The organism is Citrobacter enshiensis (genome assembly GCF_029338175.1).
In the GTDB taxonomy this organism is placed as follows: domain Bacteria; phylum Pseudomonadota; class Gammaproteobacteria; order Enterobacterales; family Enterobacteriaceae; genus Citrobacter_D; species Citrobacter_D enshiensis.
The window spans coordinates 1,474,685-1,489,946 of record NZ_CP119862.1 but is presented as its reverse complement, the minus strand read 5'-3'; the positions used below and the strand labels follow the sequence as shown (position 1 = coordinate 1,489,946).

Sequence of the window (15,262 nt, the reverse complement as noted above, 5' to 3'; positions counted from 1 at the left end):
ATAAAAAAGGGAGCCATTTGGCTCCCCTCTTCTTGCATCACGGATGCTTACGCTTTCAGTTTACGCATAACCAGCGTGGCGTTAGTGCCGCCGAAACCGAAGCTGTTGGACATCACGGTGGTCAGTTCGCGATCGGTCGCTTCCGTCACGATGTTCAGACCCGCAGCCTGCTCGTCCAGTTCTTCAATATTGATGCTTGGTGCGATAAAGCCGTGCTCCAGCATCAGCAGAGAGTAGATGGCTTCCTGTACGCCAGCAGCACCCAGAGAGTGACCAGTCATCGCTTTGGTTGCGGACATAGCCGGGGAGTTATCGCCGAACACTTCGCGGATAGCGCCCAGTTCTTTCACATCGCCAACCGGCGTGGAAGTCCCGTGGGTGTTCAGGTAGTCGATTGGCGTGTCAACACCGTGCATCGCCATCTGCATGCAGCGCACTGCGCCTTCGCCAGACGGAGCAACCATGTCAGCGCCATCGGACGTTGCGCCGTAGCCAACGATTTCCGCATAGATGTGCGCGCCACGCGCCAGTGCGTGCTCGAGTTCTTCGACAACAACCATACCGCCGCCGCCTGCGATAATGAAACCGTCACGGTTTGCGTCATAAGTACGGGACGCTTTGTCTGGAGAGTCGTTATATTTGGTAGACAGCGCGCCCATTGCGTCGAATTCACACGCCATTTCCCAGCACAGCTCTTCGCCGCCGCCCGCAAAGACGATGTCTTGCTTGCCCAGCTGAATCTGTTCTACCGCGTTACCGATACAGTGTGCGGAAGTCGCACAGGCGGAGCTGATGGAGTAGTTCACACCGTGGATTTTAAACGGTGTCGCGAGGCACGCGGATACCGCAGAGGCCATCGCTTTAGTGACCACATACGGACCCACCGCTTTCAGACCACGCGGGCTACGCATCGCATCGGCACCAAAAACCTGAGATTTAGACGAACCGCCAGAACCGGCAATCAGGCCCACGCGCGGATTGTTCTGATAAACCTCATCTTTCAGACCGGCGTCTTCAATCGCCTGCTGCATGGAGAGATAGGAATAGATAGAGGCATCGTTCATGAAACGGACCACTTTACGGTCAATCAGACCGGTGGTGTCCAGTTTGACGTTACCCCACACGTGGCTGCGCATTCCTGAATCTTTGAACTCCTGAGAGAAAGTGATCCCTGAACGTCCTTCACGCAGAGATGCCAGGACTTCCTGCTGGTTATTACCGATGCTGGAAACGATGCCCAAGCCAGTAATCACTGCACGTTTCATTCAATACCTCTGTAAGTCGCACTATATTAAGTTTCGAATGGCACAATAGCGTACACTTGTACGCCGAACAAGTCCGATCAGCCAATTTATGCGGAAATTTGCGCCGCCAGGCACACATCGCTAAGATCGTGACACTGCCTGTGAGACGAGTAACTTACGTGAAACAATACGCAATACAACCTGCCAACCTTGAATTTAATGCTGAGGGTACACCTGTTTCCCGAGATTTTGATGATGTCTATTTCTCTAATGATAATGGACTGGAGGAAACACGTTATGTTTTTCTCGGTGGAAATCATCTTGCGGAACGCTTCCCCACTCATTCACGGCAATTATTTGTTGTGGCAGAAAGCGGCTTTGGTACCGGTCTCAATTTCCTGACGCTCTGGCAGGCATTCACTGCCTTTCGTGCTTCACACCCGCAGGCCACGTTAGAACGACTTCATTTTATCAGCTTCGAAAAGTATCCCCTGAGCCACCAGGATTTGGTTCAGGCGCATCAGCATTGGCCTGAACTGGCGCCCTGGGCTGAACAGTTGCAAGCTCAGTGGCCTCTGCCGCTGGCCGGATGCCATCGTCTGTTTCTGGACGAGGGTCGTGTGACGCTGGATTTATGGTTTGGCGATATCAATGAGCTGACCGGGCAACTGGATGAGACACTGAACCAGAAAGTAGACGCCTGGTTCCTCGACGGTTTCGCGCCGGCAAAAAATCCGGATATGTGGACGCAGAATCTGTTTAACGCTATGGCGCGACTGGCGCGTCCTGGCGGTACGCTGGCGACTTTTACCTCCGCAGGTTTTGTGCGTCGGGGTTTACAGGATGCCGGTTTTACCATGCAAAAATGCAAAGGGTTTGGGCGCAAACGCGAAATGCTTTGCGGTGTGATGGAACAAACCCTGGCACCCCCTTCCGCGTCTCCCTGGTTTCTCCGCCGTGGAACCGAAAAACGTGAAGCGGCAATTATCGGCGGCGGTGTCGCCAGCGCATTATTGTCGCTGGCGCTGCTACGCCGTGGCTGGCAGGTCACACTGTATTGCGCCGATAAGCAACCCGCGCAGGGCGCTTCCGGTAATCGTCAGGGCGCGCTTTATCCGTTGCTCAGCAAACACGACGCGGCCATAAATCGCTTCTTTCCTGCCGCGTTCACCTTTGCCCGACGCCTGTATGACGCCCTGCCCGTGGAGTTTGCGCACGACTGGTGCGGCGTCACGCAATTAGGCTGGGATAAAAAGAGTGAGCAGAAAATCGAACAAATGCTGTCGCAGTTACTGCCCGGCGAATTCGCACAGGCCGTTGATGCGACGCAGATCGAGCAAACCATTGGTCTGTCGGTAAACTGCGGGGGGATCACCTGGCCGCACGGCGGCTGGCTGTGTCCGGCGGAGTTGACCGCAGCGGTACTGGCCCAGGCCGAAAAACAGGGATTACGTACCCGTTATCAGCATTCCCTGACCACCCTTTCAGCGCAGGAAGCAGGTTGGCAGTTGACGTTCGCAGACGGAACACAAGCTGAACATCAGGTTGTCGTCCTGGCAAACGGTCATCAGATTAATCGTTTTGAGCAAACTCAGCCGTTGCCGGTTTACTCCGTTGGGGGTCAGGTGAGCCATATCCCCACCACTTCTGCGCTGTCCGCCCTACGGCAGGTGTTGTGCTATGACGGCTATCTCACCCCGCAAAATCCGGCCAATCAGCAGCACTGTATCGGCGCCAGCTATCACCGTGGCAGTGAAGAGACACGCTATCGCGAGGATGATCAGCAACAGAATCGGCAGCGCCTGATTGACTGTTTTCCGCATGCCGGGTGGGCAAAAGAGGTCGATGTGAGCGGAAAAGAGGCGCGTTGCGGCGTGCGTTGCGCCACCCGCGACCACCTGCCCATGGTGGGCAATGTGCCGGACTATGACGCGACGCTCACCCAATATGCAAACCTGGCTGAACACAAAGCGAACGCGGAAAGTGCGCCGGTCTACGCGGATCTGTTTATGCTGGGCGCGCTGGGATCGCGTGGGCTGTGTTCTGCCCCACTGTGTGCGGAGATCCTCGCCGCGCAAATGAGTGAGGAACCTATCCCGATGGATGCGAACACGCTGGCGGCATTAAACCCGAATCGTTTATGGGTACGGAAGTTGTTGAAGGGGAAAGCGGTACAGTAACGGAGCAATGCCGGATAGCGGTGCAGACACCTTATCCGGCCTACGGGATGTGGGCTCATTGGCCGAATAAGACGCCAGGCGTCGCTATCCGGCACATTCCGCCACTATTTTGCCGTGACCTTCTGGAACAGAGCGTCCCACATCTCCTTCACTAATGCCTGGTCGCGCGGCGAGAGCTCACCTGCGCCAATCGCCTTTTCCAGACTCAGGGTGACATTGGCAGATACCGCTTCGGCGGAATGGTCATCCCCCCCTTCCAGGTCAGCAACGGCTAGCGTCAGGTGGCCACGCAAATACCCACTGGCAAAAAGCTCATCATCACTTGCATGCTCTACCATGTCGTCGATTAATGCCAGAATGCGTGATTCAAACTCCGCGATCATCTTCTTTCCTCATTGTAAACGTGGCGCTGGCTTCAGTTGAGCGCTTCTGGCCACGGGAACTGTTCCACCTTAAGATCAGGCGTGTGATAATAATTCTGTAGCGCTTTAATGAATTGCGCTGGACGCTCAGGGATACCTTTTTCCAGATATTCCATCACCTGAGCATGTACCCGACGCTGAAACACCACGCGATCCGGTTCAAAGTCGCCTTCCAGATTATCGCAGCTGACGTTGAACGGATAACCCGCCGCCACGCAAAATAACCAGTCAAACGCCTGGGGTTTCACTTCCACATCCTCAAACTGGCACTGAGTCTGCGCATCCCGGCCGTCCGGGCAGTACCAGTAGCCAAAATCGACCAGCTCCCGACGCGCTTTACCCGCGATGCACCAGTGCGAAATTTCATGCAAGGCGCTGGCGTAAAAGCCGTGGGCAAAGACGATACGGTGATACGGGATCTCAGCATCAGCAGGAAGATAGATCGGTTCGTCATCGCCTTTAATCAGACGGGTATTAAATCCATCGGCAAAACAGCCATTAAAAATATCGATTAACTGTTCGTAGTGATGTGTACTGTTCATTAGCTCATCCCCAACCAGTGGAGGATCTCCTGTCCATGGCTATCATAAAGTAGTTTGGTGCTCATCACCGCCGAAACGATAACGATCATGGGCCGAATTAAGGTTTGCCCTTTGCTCAATACCAGTCGGGAGCCCATACGCGCGCCGAGGAACTGGCCAATCAGCATCACAAAGCCGGTCGCCCAGATCACTTTTCCGCCGATGATAAACAACAACAGACCGCCCACGTTTGAGGTGGCGTTAAGTAATTTGGCGTGGGCCGTTGATTTGGCGAGGTTATATCCGCACAGGGTGACAAAAGCCAGTGCGTAAAACGATCCTGCCGCGGGTCCAAAAAAACCATCGTAGAAGCCGACGCATCCTCCGGCGATCAGCGCAAAAGGCAGACCGTAAAGACGACGTTGTCTGTCTTCCTCTCCCAGCTTCGGCATCAACAAAAAGTAAAGACCGATACAAATAACCAAAACGGGCAAGATCTGACGCAGCACATCAGATTGCACATGCTGAACCAACAGCGCGCCGCTCATTGAGCCAATGAAAGTCATCGCAATGTTGAGTTTTTGCTCCGCCAGATTGATCACTTTGCGGCGAATAAAATAGATGGTGGCCGAGATGGAGCCGCCACAGGCCTGCAGTTTGTTGGTTGCCAGTGCGTTCGCAGGCGACATTCCCGCCGCCATCAGAGCGGGAATAGTCAGCAGCCCCCCGCCTCCGGCGATTGAATCAATAAAGCCTGCCAGCACCGCGATAAAAAACAGAACCACCAACAACAGCGGAGACACCATAAACAGGTCTAAAAAATTGTCCATTAGAGTACATGCTCATCCAGTAGCGCCTGGCAGGAAGGCGGCAACGGTGGCGGTGTCTTCTTCTCAGGCTTGGTTGTTCCAGGTTTCGGCGGCTCGAACCAGCTCTGCAGCTCCGCACCGCATCCATCACCCGGTGGCGGCAACGGTTGATCTTCACACTCAAGGCTGTCGGCTGGGCAGCGTAGTCTTACATGCATATGCGCACGATGCTGGAACCACGGGCGAACCTTACGCAACCAGTCGCGATCGGTCCCGGCATCCAGACAAAGTTGTTGTTTAATCGCAGGATTGACAAAAATTCGCGTGACGTCGTTATCTTCCGCCGCCAGTTTAATCAGATGGGAAATTTCGGGTTTCCACAACGACGGCACGACGTGTTTACCATCAGCAGCGACCAGGTCCAGCGCCTGAGGTCGCAACAGCTGAGTCTGCGTCCAGCGCGTTTTCGGCAACTGGAGGAAAATATCGACGTCCAGGCCGGTCTGATGGCTGGCATGTCCGCCGTTGAAACGACCGCCAGCAGGCATCCCCATATCGCCAATCAGCACCGTCCCCAACCCCAGTTGGTTCACCTGCGTACTCAGACGCTGGATAAACATCACCAGATCAGGATGGCCGAAATAGCGGCGCTGATCGGTGCGCATCACCTGGTAGGATTCAGACTGTACGGGAAGCGTGTCGGCGCCCACGATACAACCATTCGAAAATCCGCCAATAGATTGCGCGCTTCCCGAGACGGGATGGGTTATTTTTTGCCAGGGCGTCGCCGCCAGGCTGGCACTACTGACCAACAGGGCCAGCAGTGCAAGTACCGTTTTTTTCATCTGTTACCAGCGTGGTATATCAGTCTTTACATCCGCATTTTGCGCCCGCTGACGCAGCAGGTGATCCATCAACACGATCGCCAGCATCGCTTCGGCAATCGGTACGGCGCGGATCCCAACACAAGGATCGTGACGCCCTTTGGTTACCATCTCAACTTCTTCGCCAAAACGATTGATCGTCCGCCCCGGCACGGTAATGCTGGAGGTCGGTTTCAACGCCATGTGAGCCACAATTTGTTGCCCACTGCTGATCCCCCCCAGAATGCCGCCAGCATGGTTGCTCTGGAAACCCGCTTTGGTGATTTCGTCGCGGTTCTGGCTGCCACGCAGCGAGACCACGTCAAAACCGTCGCCGATTTCCACACCTTTGACCGCATTGATGCTCATCAGCGCGTGGGCGATGTCGGCGTCCAGGCGGTCAAACACCGGCTCACCAAGACCCGGCGGTACGCCGTTCGCCACCACCGTCACTTTTGCCCCAATGGAATCGCCCTCTTTTTTCAGCGCGCGCATCAGTTCGTCTAACGCGTCAATTTTGTCCGGATCGGGACAAAAGAACGGATTAAGCTCTACCTGCGACCAGTCTTTGATCGCCAGTGGAATATCGCCCATCTGGGTCAGACAGCCCTGAATAACGATACCGAATTTTTCGGCCAGATATTTTTTGGCAATCGCTCCTGCCGCAACGCGCATTGCCGTTTCACGGGCAGATGAGCGTCCGCCGCCACGGTAATCACGCAAACCGTACTTCTGCTCATAGGTATAGTCGGCATGGCCTGGACGAAAAACGTCTTTAATGGCGCTATAGTCCTGCGAACGTTGATCGGTGTTTTCAATCAGTAAACCGATGCTGGTGCCAGTGGTGACGCCTTCAAACACACCCGACAGAATTTTCACCTGATCCGGCTCACGACGCTGAGTCGTGTAACGTGAGGTGCCCGGACGACGTCTGTCGAGATCGTGCTGCAAATCAGCCTCTGTCAGCGGGATGCCAGGCGGAACGCCATCGACGATACACCCGAGCGCCAGCCCGTGCGATTCGCCAAAAGTGGTTACGCGAAAGAGTTGTCCAAGTGTATTTCCTGCCATCACGGCTCCGTTATCGTTGTTGTGTGTTTGCGCGTTTGATTAGTCTTTGTAGATGCTGAAATGTTCACGAGCCGCAATCAGCTGCGCTTTCGTCAGCATGAAGACGCCGTCGCCGCCATTGTCGAATTCCAGCCAGGTAAACGGCACATCCGGGTATTGTTCTATCAGATGTACCATGCTGTTTCCGACTTCACAAATCAGAATACCGTCATCAGACAAGTAATCCGGCGCATTGCCCAGGATACGGCGGGTGAGCTTTAACCCATCGGATCCCGATGCCAGACCCAGTTCAGGTTCGTGGCGATATTCACTCGGCAGATCGGACATATCTTCTGCATCGACATACGGCGGATTCGTGACGATCAGGTCGTACTGAACCTTCGGCAGGTCACGGAACACATCAGAACGGATAGGCGTCACGTGATTGAGCAAGCCATGTTCTTCAATGTTGTGTTCGGTCACCGCTAACGCATCGGTGGAAATATCGACGGCATCGACTTCCGCTTCCGGGAAGGCATAGGCGCAGGCAATCGCAATGCAGCCGCTGCCGGTACACATATCCAGAATATGCTTCGGCTGACTATGGATAAGCCCGTCAAAATGATTGTTGATCAGTTCGCCAATCGGTGAGCGCGGTACCAGCACGCGTTCATCCACATAGAATTCGTGACCGCAGAACCAGGCTTTGTTCGTCAGGTAGGCCACCGGAATGCGCTCATTAACGCGACGGATCACGCGTTCAACAATGCGGTGACGTTCACTCGGCGTCAGACGCGCGCTACGCATATCTTCAGGAATATCCAGCGGTAAATACAGCGTCGGCAATACCAGTTGAACTGCTTCATCCCAGGGATTATCCGTACCGTGGCCGTACCATACATTTGCCGCGCTAAAACGGCTAACCGCCCAGCGCAACATGTCCTGAATGGTATGCAGTTCACTCACTGCTTCATCGACGAAAATTTTATCCACGTATTCCTCCAGGGCATGCTCGCATTAAATTCGGCGGCTAGTTTGCCACGAAGACGGGGATAAATCAGCATTCACGCAGAGCATGAACACGAAAATTGCGTTTTGGCGGATCGGATATCCCCGGAGTCGGGTAAACTAACGCAAAACAGAAGATGAGACGCGCGAATGAAAAAGAAAAATCCGCTCAGCGAGGAGGACCAGACGTTGTTCCGGCAGTTGATGACCGGCACCCGTCAGATTAAGCAGGACACGATTGTTCACCGCCCGCAGCGTAAAAAAATTACCGAGGTTCCGGTTAAGCGACTCCTTTCGGAGCAGGCAGACGCCAGTCACTATTTCTCTGACGAATTTCAGCCTCTGTTGAATACGGATGGTCCGGTAAAATACCTTCGTCCCGACGTCAGCCATTTTGAACTGAAGAAGATGCGCCGTGGTGATTACTCCCCGGAGCTGTTTCTCGACTTGCATGGTTTGACCCAACAACAGGCCAAACAAGAGTTGGGCGCATTGATTGCCGCCTGCCGCCGGGAACATGTGTTTTGCGCCTGCGTGATGCACGGACATGGCAAGCACATCCTTAAACAGCAGACACCGCTATGGCTGGCACAACACCCGCATGTGATGGCTTTTCATCAGGCGCCGAAGGAGTATGGCGGCGATGCCGCGCTGCTGGTGCTGATAGAAGTAGAAGAGTGGCTACCACCCGAGCTTCCCTGAACCGCCAAAACAGAAAGAGCCGCAGCAGCGGCTCTTTTGATCGTTGTGTTTGCCAGATGGCGGCTTCGCCTTATCCGCCATTTTACCGTTAAATGGCTTTCGCCATTTTCAGATTACATGGACTCATCTGCCAGTTGAAACAACCTTTACCAGTCTCATCAAGCGTGACGCTCGCAATTGCAGACGTGGTAAACATCGGCGGCGTTTCACCCGGACACAGTTCAGACACGAGATATCCCACTAAAGGTAAGTGAGAGATCACCAGCGCAGTGGTGACGCCTTCATTAGCCAGAGCCTGCAGATAGGCGCTGACCAGACCAACATCGCCGCAGGGAGTCAACTCCGGCAAAACATCTACGCCCTTCGGCAGGTTCAGACACTCCCCAACGATATCCAGCGTTTGTTCGGCTCGCAGGAACGGGCTCACCAGAACACGTTCGATATCCACTTTTTGACCTTTCAGCCAGTTCGCCATTAGGCGAGACTCGTCACAACCACAAGAGGTTAAGGGACGAACCGAATCACTGGCGGCATCGAGGGCCGCGTCGCCGTGACGCATGATAAAAACTTGCATATTGCACCGCTTTTGTTAACCAGAATCACCCACATTCGTACTCAATACCGTAATGGCAGTGGTAAAAATGCGGTGGCCGGCATTGTGCCTTATCCGTTCACCGAATGAAACGCTGTTTTTTACCGTAATGGCGTAAGTATAGTCAATCTCTGTTTACAAATTGAGCATGATACATTCATTCGGTGCGGATTCATCCTACCTTTGACCTTATACTTACAGGTCCGTTCCCCCGCTCCTCCAGAAGCGTTCACCACGCTGCGCCATCTGCAATAGCGGCTCACACGGCGTAAACCGGTCGCCATATTGCGCGCTCAGCCGTTGCAGAGTTGCAACCACTTCACCCGCCCCCAGGGAGTCCATATAACGGAACGGGCCGCCAAGAAATGGCGGAAAACCAATACCGAAAACAGCGCCGATATCGCCATCCCGGGCGCTACGGATAACCTGCTCATCGAAACAGCGTGCCGCCTCATTGAGCATTAACATTACACAACGTTCAGCAATCTGCTGCGCGGAAAGCCTTGTCTGCCCTTGCACGCCAATAAGCGTATAAATTGCAGGGTCGACTCGTTTTTTGCTTTTACGCCCTTTTGCACCATAAAGATAGAAACCCCGGCCATTTTTTCTACCTTTGCGATCATCATTCAAAATTGAAGCAACAACATTTGCAGGCGCGCTAAACCGTGCTCCGTAAGCCGCCTCCAGTACAGGTATAATTTTAGTGCCTGTGTCGATTCCGACCTCATCCAAAAGTTGGATTGGGCCTACTGGAAAACCAAACTTTACTAACGCGGCGTCAATATGTTCGACACGTTCCCCTTCGGTCAGCAGACGTATTGCCTCGTTGATATAGGGAGCAAGAATACGGTTGACGTAGAAACCCGCTTTATCGCTAACCACAATGGGCGTTTTGCCCTGTTTTTTCGCCAGTTTAACGGTTGTCGCAATTGTCTGCGCAGAGGTGGTCGCATGCGGGATTACCTCAACCAGCGGCATTTTTTCTACCGGACTGAAGAAGTGCATACCGATCACCTGCTCCGGTCTGAGAGCCTTTGCTGCAATATCCCCAATCGGTAAAGATGAGGTGTTAGACGCAAAAATCGTGTGAGGGGCGCAATTCTGCTCAACTTCCTCCACCATCCGTTGTTTTAACAACAGATCTTCAAACACAGCCTCAATAACCAGATCCCGATGAGAGAAACCGCGATAATCGATAGAGCCCGAAATTAGCGCTAGCTGTTTGTCACGTTCGCCTGCCTTGATATGGCGGCGGCGCACTTTCGTTTCAAGTTGATCCCAGGTGTACTTCAGCGCGTGGTTGATTCCATTCGTATTAATGTCTTTGATGCGAACTGGCAAGCCGCCTTTACAGGCCGTAACATAAGCAATTCCGCCGCCCATTAATCCACCGCCAAGGATCCCTACGCTTTCGAGTGAGCCGGGTTGCACGTCGCTGCCTGGGTCTTTTTTCACCTCTGTGCTGGCAAAGAAGATATTACGTAAGGCTTTTGACTCCGACGTCATCGCCAGTTCACCAAACGCACGGGCTTCAGCGTCATAACCGCTGCTGCTCCCCTGCGCCAGCCCGGTTTCGATCACCTCCAGAATACGGTCGGTGGCCGGATAGTTACCCTGAGTTTTCTGCTCCGTCTGTTTCCTGACCATACGAAATAACAGTGCACGCCCCAGCGGACCTGCAAGAATGCGTTCACGAACCGGTAATTCACGATGAGATGACCGATCCTGTTTGGCTAACTCAACAGCGGCTTCCAGCAAAATGGAATAGGGGACAACCTCATCCACCAGCCCCGCCTTCAGCGCCTGTTTGGCGCGCAGTTGCTTACCGGTGAGGATCATATCCAGCGCTGTACTCACCCCGACCAGACGCGGCAGTCGCTGTGTGCCGCCCGAACCCGGCAACAGCCCAAGCTGTACTTCCGGCAGGCCCAGGACTGTTTTTGCATCATCGGTACAGATGCGGTGGTGGCAGGCCAGCGCCATCTCAAGCCCCCCGCCCAGACACGCACCATGAATGGCGGCAATGACCGGGATCGGCAACGCGTTAATCTCAGACATTATCTGCTGGCCCTGACGTGCGAGGGTTTCAGCCTCCTGAGCGCTGCGGCAATGGCCAATCATATTGATATCGGCGCCAGCAATAAAATTATCTGGCTTTGCGGAAATGAACACCACGCCGCGCAATGCTTTGTTTTCACGGATTTGTTTCAGAATGGCGCGAACCTGCGTCGCAAATGCCGCTTTTAAGGTGTTCATCTTTTCGCCGGGGACGTCCATGGAAACGACGGCGACATTATCCAGACGCACGTTAAGCGTAAAAGCCGATGTCATTTCCATTATTCCGCCTCCAGAACCATTGCCGCACCCAGACCACCCGCCGCGCAAGCAGTGACTAAACCGAAGCCCCCGCCCCGGCGCCGTAACTCGTGTAATGTCTGGGTGATCATGCGTGCGCCCGTGGCGGCAAACGGGTGACCATAGGCAATCGACCCGCCCAACACGTTGAATTTACTGTCATCCACCTCACCGGTGGCATGCGCCCGCCCCAAAACGTCACGGGCAAAACGTTCGCTGCCAAGCAGTTGAATATTGGCCAACGTCTGCGCGGCAAAGGCTTCATGCATATCAATGAGCGTCAAATCAGCCATTGTTAATCCAGCACGCTCCAGCGCCAGCGGTGTAGACCATGCGGGACCCAATAACATGTCCTGCCACACATCGATGGCGGTAAAGGCGTAGCTGCGCAGATAACCCAGCGGGACCAGTCCCAGTTCCCGAGCGCGAGATTCCGTCATTAAAATAACGGCAGCCGCACCGTCCGTCAGCGGTGTGCTGTTAGCCGCCGTCACAGTACCGTGCTTTTTGTCGAACGCTGGACGCAGTTTGGCGTAATCAGCCAGCGTAGAGTTACCGCGAATATTATTGTCTTCGGAGAAAGGATCGTTAAAGGGTGGTGCCCAGGTGGTCATGACTTCATCCGCTAACTTACCTTCGGCCCAGGCCTGAGCGGCACGCTGGTGAGAACGATGCGCCAGCGCATCCTGCTGTTCACGGGTAATACCATACGTTTTCGCCATTTGTTCGGCGGTATCCCCCATCCGCAGCCCCGTCGAATATTCCGCCACGGCAGGAGGAACCGGCATCAGGTCGCGTAAACGCAGGCGGGAAAAGAGTTTGAGTCGCTGACCGGTCGTTCTGGCTTTATTGACGTCCACCAGCACGCGCGCCAGCTTTTTGCTCACACCAATGGGCAACACGGAGGAAGAGTCGGCCCCCCCGGCGATACCGGCGCGAATAGTGCCCGTTATCAGGCTCTCGGCCACATTCGCCACCGCCTGAAAACTGGTCGCACAGGCCCGGCTCACGCTGTAGGCGTCCGTATGAACGTTCATCCCGGTACCCAGCACGATTTCGCGCGCGATGTTTGGCGCTTCAGGCATTTGTACAACCTGGCCAAAAACCAGTTGTTCAATCGCGTCGGAGGGTATTTCACTGCGCGCCAGCAGTTCACCTACCACCATTTTCCCCAAATCAACGGCGGGAATGCCATGAAATGCAGTAGCCTGCCGGGCAAACGGTGTACGTAAACCGCTGACAATGGCAATACGATCGCCCTGACGGGTGACCAGTGGTAAAGCCTGACTCATAGCACTCCCCTGTAAAAAATATTTTAAGTGGTCTGACCTGATCACAGTCTTAACCAATTTTTTACATTTAGCCAAGGGGAGACATAAGAAAGTGCGAGCTATGGCACAATGAATAGTTACATAGCGTTACGAAAACACCCCTGCCAGTATTTGACAAGGGTGTTTGAAAGGTGGGGATTAACGCAAGCCCAGCTGGAAGATCAGCGTTTCAGCTTCACAAGCGAAGACAAAATCGATATCCAGACGCACACCTTCAGACTCTTCAGTAAAAGTGGAGGTGATTTGGCAAGGTTCGGATTCCACGCTACGCGCTTTCTCCGTCAACGCAGCCAGCGTTTCTTCAGCCTGCGCGCGGTTCGCGAACACTCGGCTGTACGACGCGGTGCAGTCGGAGTTGTCCATAATGGTACCAACATCCATACAGCAGCAAACCGGGGTTTCATCAGCACTGCATTTACTCATTGTAGATTTCCTCTGTATTCGCACCTTAGGTGCCAGATAAACGCTGGGGACATTTTACGCTCCCGCCATTCACCTCTCCAGTCGTTAATGATGTGAAATAGGATAAGTGAGGGAAATCACACCTAAAAATGATCTAAAACAAAAATCGCCTAAACGGGTGAGTGCGTATCCCCTCAGTTTTGCCAGCTGGATCGCGTTTCTAAGATCACAATTGAAAAAACTTATAAACATACTTGCAACATTCCATCTGGTCAGACCTATACTCACGCCACTGGTCTGATTTCTCTGTCGTACCTCAGACCCTACACTTCGCGCTCCTGTTACGGTATGTAACATTGTTTGAATAAAAATAAATCAATGAGGTTATGGTCATGAGCCAGAAAACCCTGTTTACAAAGTCTGCTCTCGCAGTCACAGTGGCAATCATCTCCACACAGGCCTGGTCTGCAGGCTTTCAGTTAAACGAATTTTCTTCCTCTGGCCTTGGCCGGGCCTATTCGGGCGAAGGTGCTATCGCAGACGACGCGGGTAACGTCAGCCGTAACCCTGCGTTAATCACCATGTTTGATCGCCCAATGTTCTCAGCCGGTGCGGTGTACATCGATCCTGATGTTAATATTAGCGGACGTTCACCCTCAGGTCGCAGTCTGGACGCAGATAACATCGCGCCAACCGCCTGGGTACCGAACGTCCACTTCGTTGCGCCAATCAACGATCAGTTTGGTATCGGGGCATCTATTACCTCTAACTACGGTCTGGCCACCGAGTTTAACGATACTTACACCGCAGGTTCTGTTGGCGGTACGACCGACCTCGAAACCATGAACCTGAATTTAAGCGGCGCATATCGCTTAAATGAAAGCTGGAGCTTTGGTCTCGGTCTGGATGCCGTCTATGCCCGCGCTAAAATTGATCGCTACGCCGGTGACTTAGGTCAACTGGTTGCCGGTCAGATTATGCGGTCTCCTGCCGGGCAAACCCCGCAAGGCCAGCAATTAGCAGCGACAGCAAACGGTATCCCAAGCGACACCAATATTGCTCACCTGAACGGTAATCAGTGGGGCTTTGGCTGGAACGCCGGTATCCTTTATGAAGTCGACAAAAACAACCGCTACGCATTAACCTACCGTTCTGAAGTGAAAATCGACTTCAAAGGTAACTACAGTAGCGATCTGAACAGTGGACTCAATAGCTTTGGTCTCCCCATCCCGACCGCCACCGGCGGTGCAACCCAGTCAGGTTATTTGACGCTGAACCTGCCTGAAATGTGGGAAATCTCCGGTTATAACCGCGTTGCGCCGCAATGGGCGATTCACTATAGCCTGGCGTACACCAGCTGGAGTCAGTTCCAGGAGCTGAAAGCGACATCGACCAGTGGCGACACGCTGTTCCAGAAAGATGAAGGCTTTAAAGATGCTTACCGTATCGCGTTGGGTACCACCTATTATTACGATGATAACTGGACGTTCCGCACCGGTATCGCGTTCGATGATAGCCCAGTGCCTGCCGACAAACGTTCCATCTCTATTCCGGATCAGGACCGTTTCTGGCTGAGCGCAGGTACCACTTATGCCTTCAATAAAGATGCCTCTATTGATGTCGGCGTCTCTTACATGCACGGTCAAAGCGTTACGATCAACGAAGGCCCATACCAGTTCGAATCTGAAGGTAAGGCCTGGCTGTTCGGTACCAACTTTAACTACGCGTTCTAAGTTTGTCCCGGACATAAAAAAAGGTGAGCTTCAGGCTCACCTTTTTTATT

14 protein-coding genes are annotated in these 15,262 nt (G+C 53.6%); 3 read left to right on the top strand and 11 right to left on the bottom strand.

Going from position 1 to position 15,262, the window contains the following annotated elements; translation table 11 throughout:
* Positions 1-47 precede the first annotated feature (47 nt).
* Positions 48-1,265, bottom strand: a complete 1,218-nt coding sequence (gene fabB / locus P2W74_RS07190) for a beta-ketoacyl-ACP synthase I (RefSeq protein WP_203360546.1) — start codon at positions 1,263-1,265, stop codon at positions 48-50.
* A gap of 158 nt (positions 1,266-1,423) precedes the next feature.
* Here fabB and mnmC point away from each other — a divergent pair, with 158 nt between their 5' ends.
* The gene (gene mnmC / locus P2W74_RS07185; protein ID WP_276294481.1) at positions 1,424-3,424 is read left to right on the top strand and encodes a bifunctional tRNA (5-methylaminomethyl-2-thiouridine)(34)-methyltransferase MnmC2/FAD-dependent 5-carboxymethylaminomethyl-2-thiouridine(34) oxidoreductase MnmC1; all 2,001 of its coding nucleotides are present in this window, start codon (positions 1,424-1,426) and stop codon (positions 3,422-3,424) included.
* 104 nt (positions 3,425-3,528) lie between these two features.
* Here mnmC and P2W74_RS07180 read toward each other — a convergent pair whose 3' ends face one another.
* Genes P2W74_RS07180 through prmB form a run of 6 tightly spaced genes read right to left on the bottom strand, consistent with a single transcriptional unit; the run spans position 3,529 to position 8,082 of the window.
* Positions 3,529-3,807 (bottom strand): YfcL family protein, encoded by a 279-nt coding sequence (locus P2W74_RS07180; protein WP_276294480.1) that lies wholly within the window; start codon positions 3,805-3,807, stop codon positions 3,529-3,531.
* Between the two features lie 32 nt (positions 3,808-3,839).
* Complete coding sequence (locus P2W74_RS07175) at positions 3,840-4,388, bottom strand: elongation factor P hydroxylase (RefSeq protein ID WP_276294479.1); 549 nt, start codon at positions 4,386-4,388, stop codon at positions 3,840-3,842.
* A complete protein-coding gene (locus P2W74_RS07170) occupies positions 4,388-5,197 on the bottom strand; it encodes a sulfite exporter TauE/SafE family protein (RefSeq protein ID WP_203360544.1) in 810 nt (269 codons plus the stop codon). The genes P2W74_RS07175 and P2W74_RS07170 overlap by 1 nt, the downstream gene beginning before the upstream one ends.
* Complete coding sequence (gene mepA / locus P2W74_RS07165) at positions 5,197-6,021, bottom strand: penicillin-insensitive murein endopeptidase (RefSeq protein ID WP_276294478.1); 825 nt, start codon at positions 6,019-6,021, stop codon at positions 5,197-5,199. Before mepA ends, P2W74_RS07170 begins: the two co-directional genes overlap by 1 nt.
* A gap of 3 nt (positions 6,022-6,024) precedes the next feature.
* Entirely contained in the window at positions 6,025-7,110 is a 1,086-nt protein-coding gene (aroC, locus tag P2W74_RS07160; RefSeq protein ID WP_276294477.1) for a chorismate synthase, read from the bottom strand.
* A gap of 39 nt (positions 7,111-7,149) precedes the next feature.
* Positions 7,150-8,082 carry a 50S ribosomal protein L3 N(5)-glutamine methyltransferase gene (gene prmB, locus P2W74_RS07155; RefSeq protein WP_203360542.1) on the bottom strand — a complete coding sequence of 311 codons (933 nt, stop codon included), beginning with the start codon at positions 8,080-8,082 and terminating at the stop codon, positions 7,150-7,152.
* 165 nt (positions 8,083-8,247) lie between these two features.
* On the opposite strand from prmB, the gene smrB reads away from it, so the two are divergent.
* Entirely contained in the window at positions 8,248-8,799 is a 552-nt protein-coding gene (smrB, locus tag P2W74_RS07150) for an endonuclease SmrB (protein WP_276294476.1), read from the top strand.
* A gap of 88 nt (positions 8,800-8,887) precedes the next feature.
* Here the strand turns inward: smrB and sixA are convergent, their stop codons facing one another.
* The 4 genes from sixA to P2W74_RS07130 all read right to left on the bottom strand — a co-directional run bounded on the left by sixA (position 8,888) and on the right by P2W74_RS07130 (position 13,500).
* A complete protein-coding gene (sixA, locus tag P2W74_RS07145) occupies positions 8,888-9,373 on the bottom strand; it encodes a phosphohistidine phosphatase SixA (protein ID WP_276294475.1) in 486 nt (161 codons plus the stop codon).
* 213 nt (positions 9,374-9,586) lie between these two features.
* Positions 9,587-11,728 (bottom strand): fatty acid oxidation complex subunit alpha FadJ, encoded by a 2,142-nt coding sequence (fadJ, locus tag P2W74_RS07140; protein WP_276294474.1) that lies wholly within the window; start codon positions 11,726-11,728, stop codon positions 9,587-9,589.
* Positions 11,728-13,038, bottom strand: coding sequence for an acetyl-CoA C-acyltransferase FadI (gene fadI / locus P2W74_RS07135; protein ID WP_276294473.1), 1,311 nt, complete (start codon positions 13,036-13,038; stop codon positions 11,728-11,730). The genes fadJ and fadI overlap by 1 nt, the downstream gene beginning before the upstream one ends.
* A 177-nt stretch (positions 13,039-13,215) precedes the next feature.
* Positions 13,216-13,500 (bottom strand): YfcZ/YiiS family protein, encoded by a 285-nt coding sequence (locus P2W74_RS07130; protein ID WP_162383127.1) that lies wholly within the window; start codon positions 13,498-13,500, stop codon positions 13,216-13,218.
* A 371-nt stretch (positions 13,501-13,871) separates the two neighbouring features.
* Here P2W74_RS07130 and fadL point away from each other — a divergent pair, with 371 nt between their 5' ends.
* Positions 13,872-15,212: a long-chain fatty acid transporter FadL gene (fadL, locus tag P2W74_RS07125; protein ID WP_276294472.1), complete on the top strand. Its 1,341-nt coding sequence runs from the start codon at positions 13,872-13,874 to the stop codon at positions 15,210-15,212.
* Positions 15,213-15,262: the final 50 nt, after the last annotated feature.

What these genes read in the sequence shown, in the direction of transcription:
- fabB (WP_203360546.1), bottom strand. Translation starts at nt 1,265, where the DNA reads ATGAAACGTGCAGTGATTACTGGCTTGGGCATCGTTTCCAGCATCGGT.
- P2W74_RS07180 (WP_276294480.1), bottom strand. Translation starts at nt 3,807, where the DNA reads ATGATCGCGGAGTTTGAATCACGCATTCTGGCATTAATCGACGACATG.
- P2W74_RS07175 (WP_276294479.1), bottom strand. Translation starts at nt 4,388, where the DNA reads ATGAACAGTACACATCACTACGAACAGTTAATCGATATTTTTAATGGC.
- P2W74_RS07170 (WP_203360544.1), bottom strand. Translation starts at nt 5,197, where the DNA reads ATGGACAATTTTTTAGACCTGTTTATGGTGTCTCCGCTGTTGTTGGTG.
- mepA (WP_276294478.1), bottom strand. Translation starts at nt 6,021, where the DNA reads ATGAAAAAAACGGTACTTGCACTGCTGGCCCTGTTGGTCAGTAGTGCC.
- aroC (WP_276294477.1), bottom strand. Translation starts at nt 7,110, where the DNA reads ATGGCAGGAAATACACTTGGACAACTCTTTCGCGTAACCACTTTTGGC.
- smrB (WP_276294476.1), top strand. Translation starts at nt 8,248, where the DNA reads ATGAAAAAGAAAAATCCGCTCAGCGAGGAGGACCAGACGTTGTTCCGG.
- sixA (WP_276294475.1), bottom strand. Translation starts at nt 9,373, where the DNA reads ATGCAAGTTTTTATCATGCGTCACGGCGACGCGGCCCTCGATGCCGCC.
- fadJ (WP_276294474.1), bottom strand. Translation starts at nt 11,728, where the DNA reads ATGGAAATGACATCGGCTTTTACGCTTAACGTGCGTCTGGATAATGTC.
- fadI (WP_276294473.1), bottom strand. Translation starts at nt 13,038, where the DNA reads ATGAGTCAGGCTTTACCACTGGTCACCCGTCAGGGCGATCGTATTGCC.
- P2W74_RS07130 (WP_162383127.1), bottom strand. Translation starts at nt 13,500, where the DNA reads ATGAGTAAATGCAGTGCTGATGAAACCCCGGTTTGCTGCTGTATGGAT.
- fadL (WP_276294472.1), top strand. Translation starts at nt 13,872, where the DNA reads ATGAGCCAGAAAACCCTGTTTACAAAGTCTGCTCTCGCAGTCACAGTG.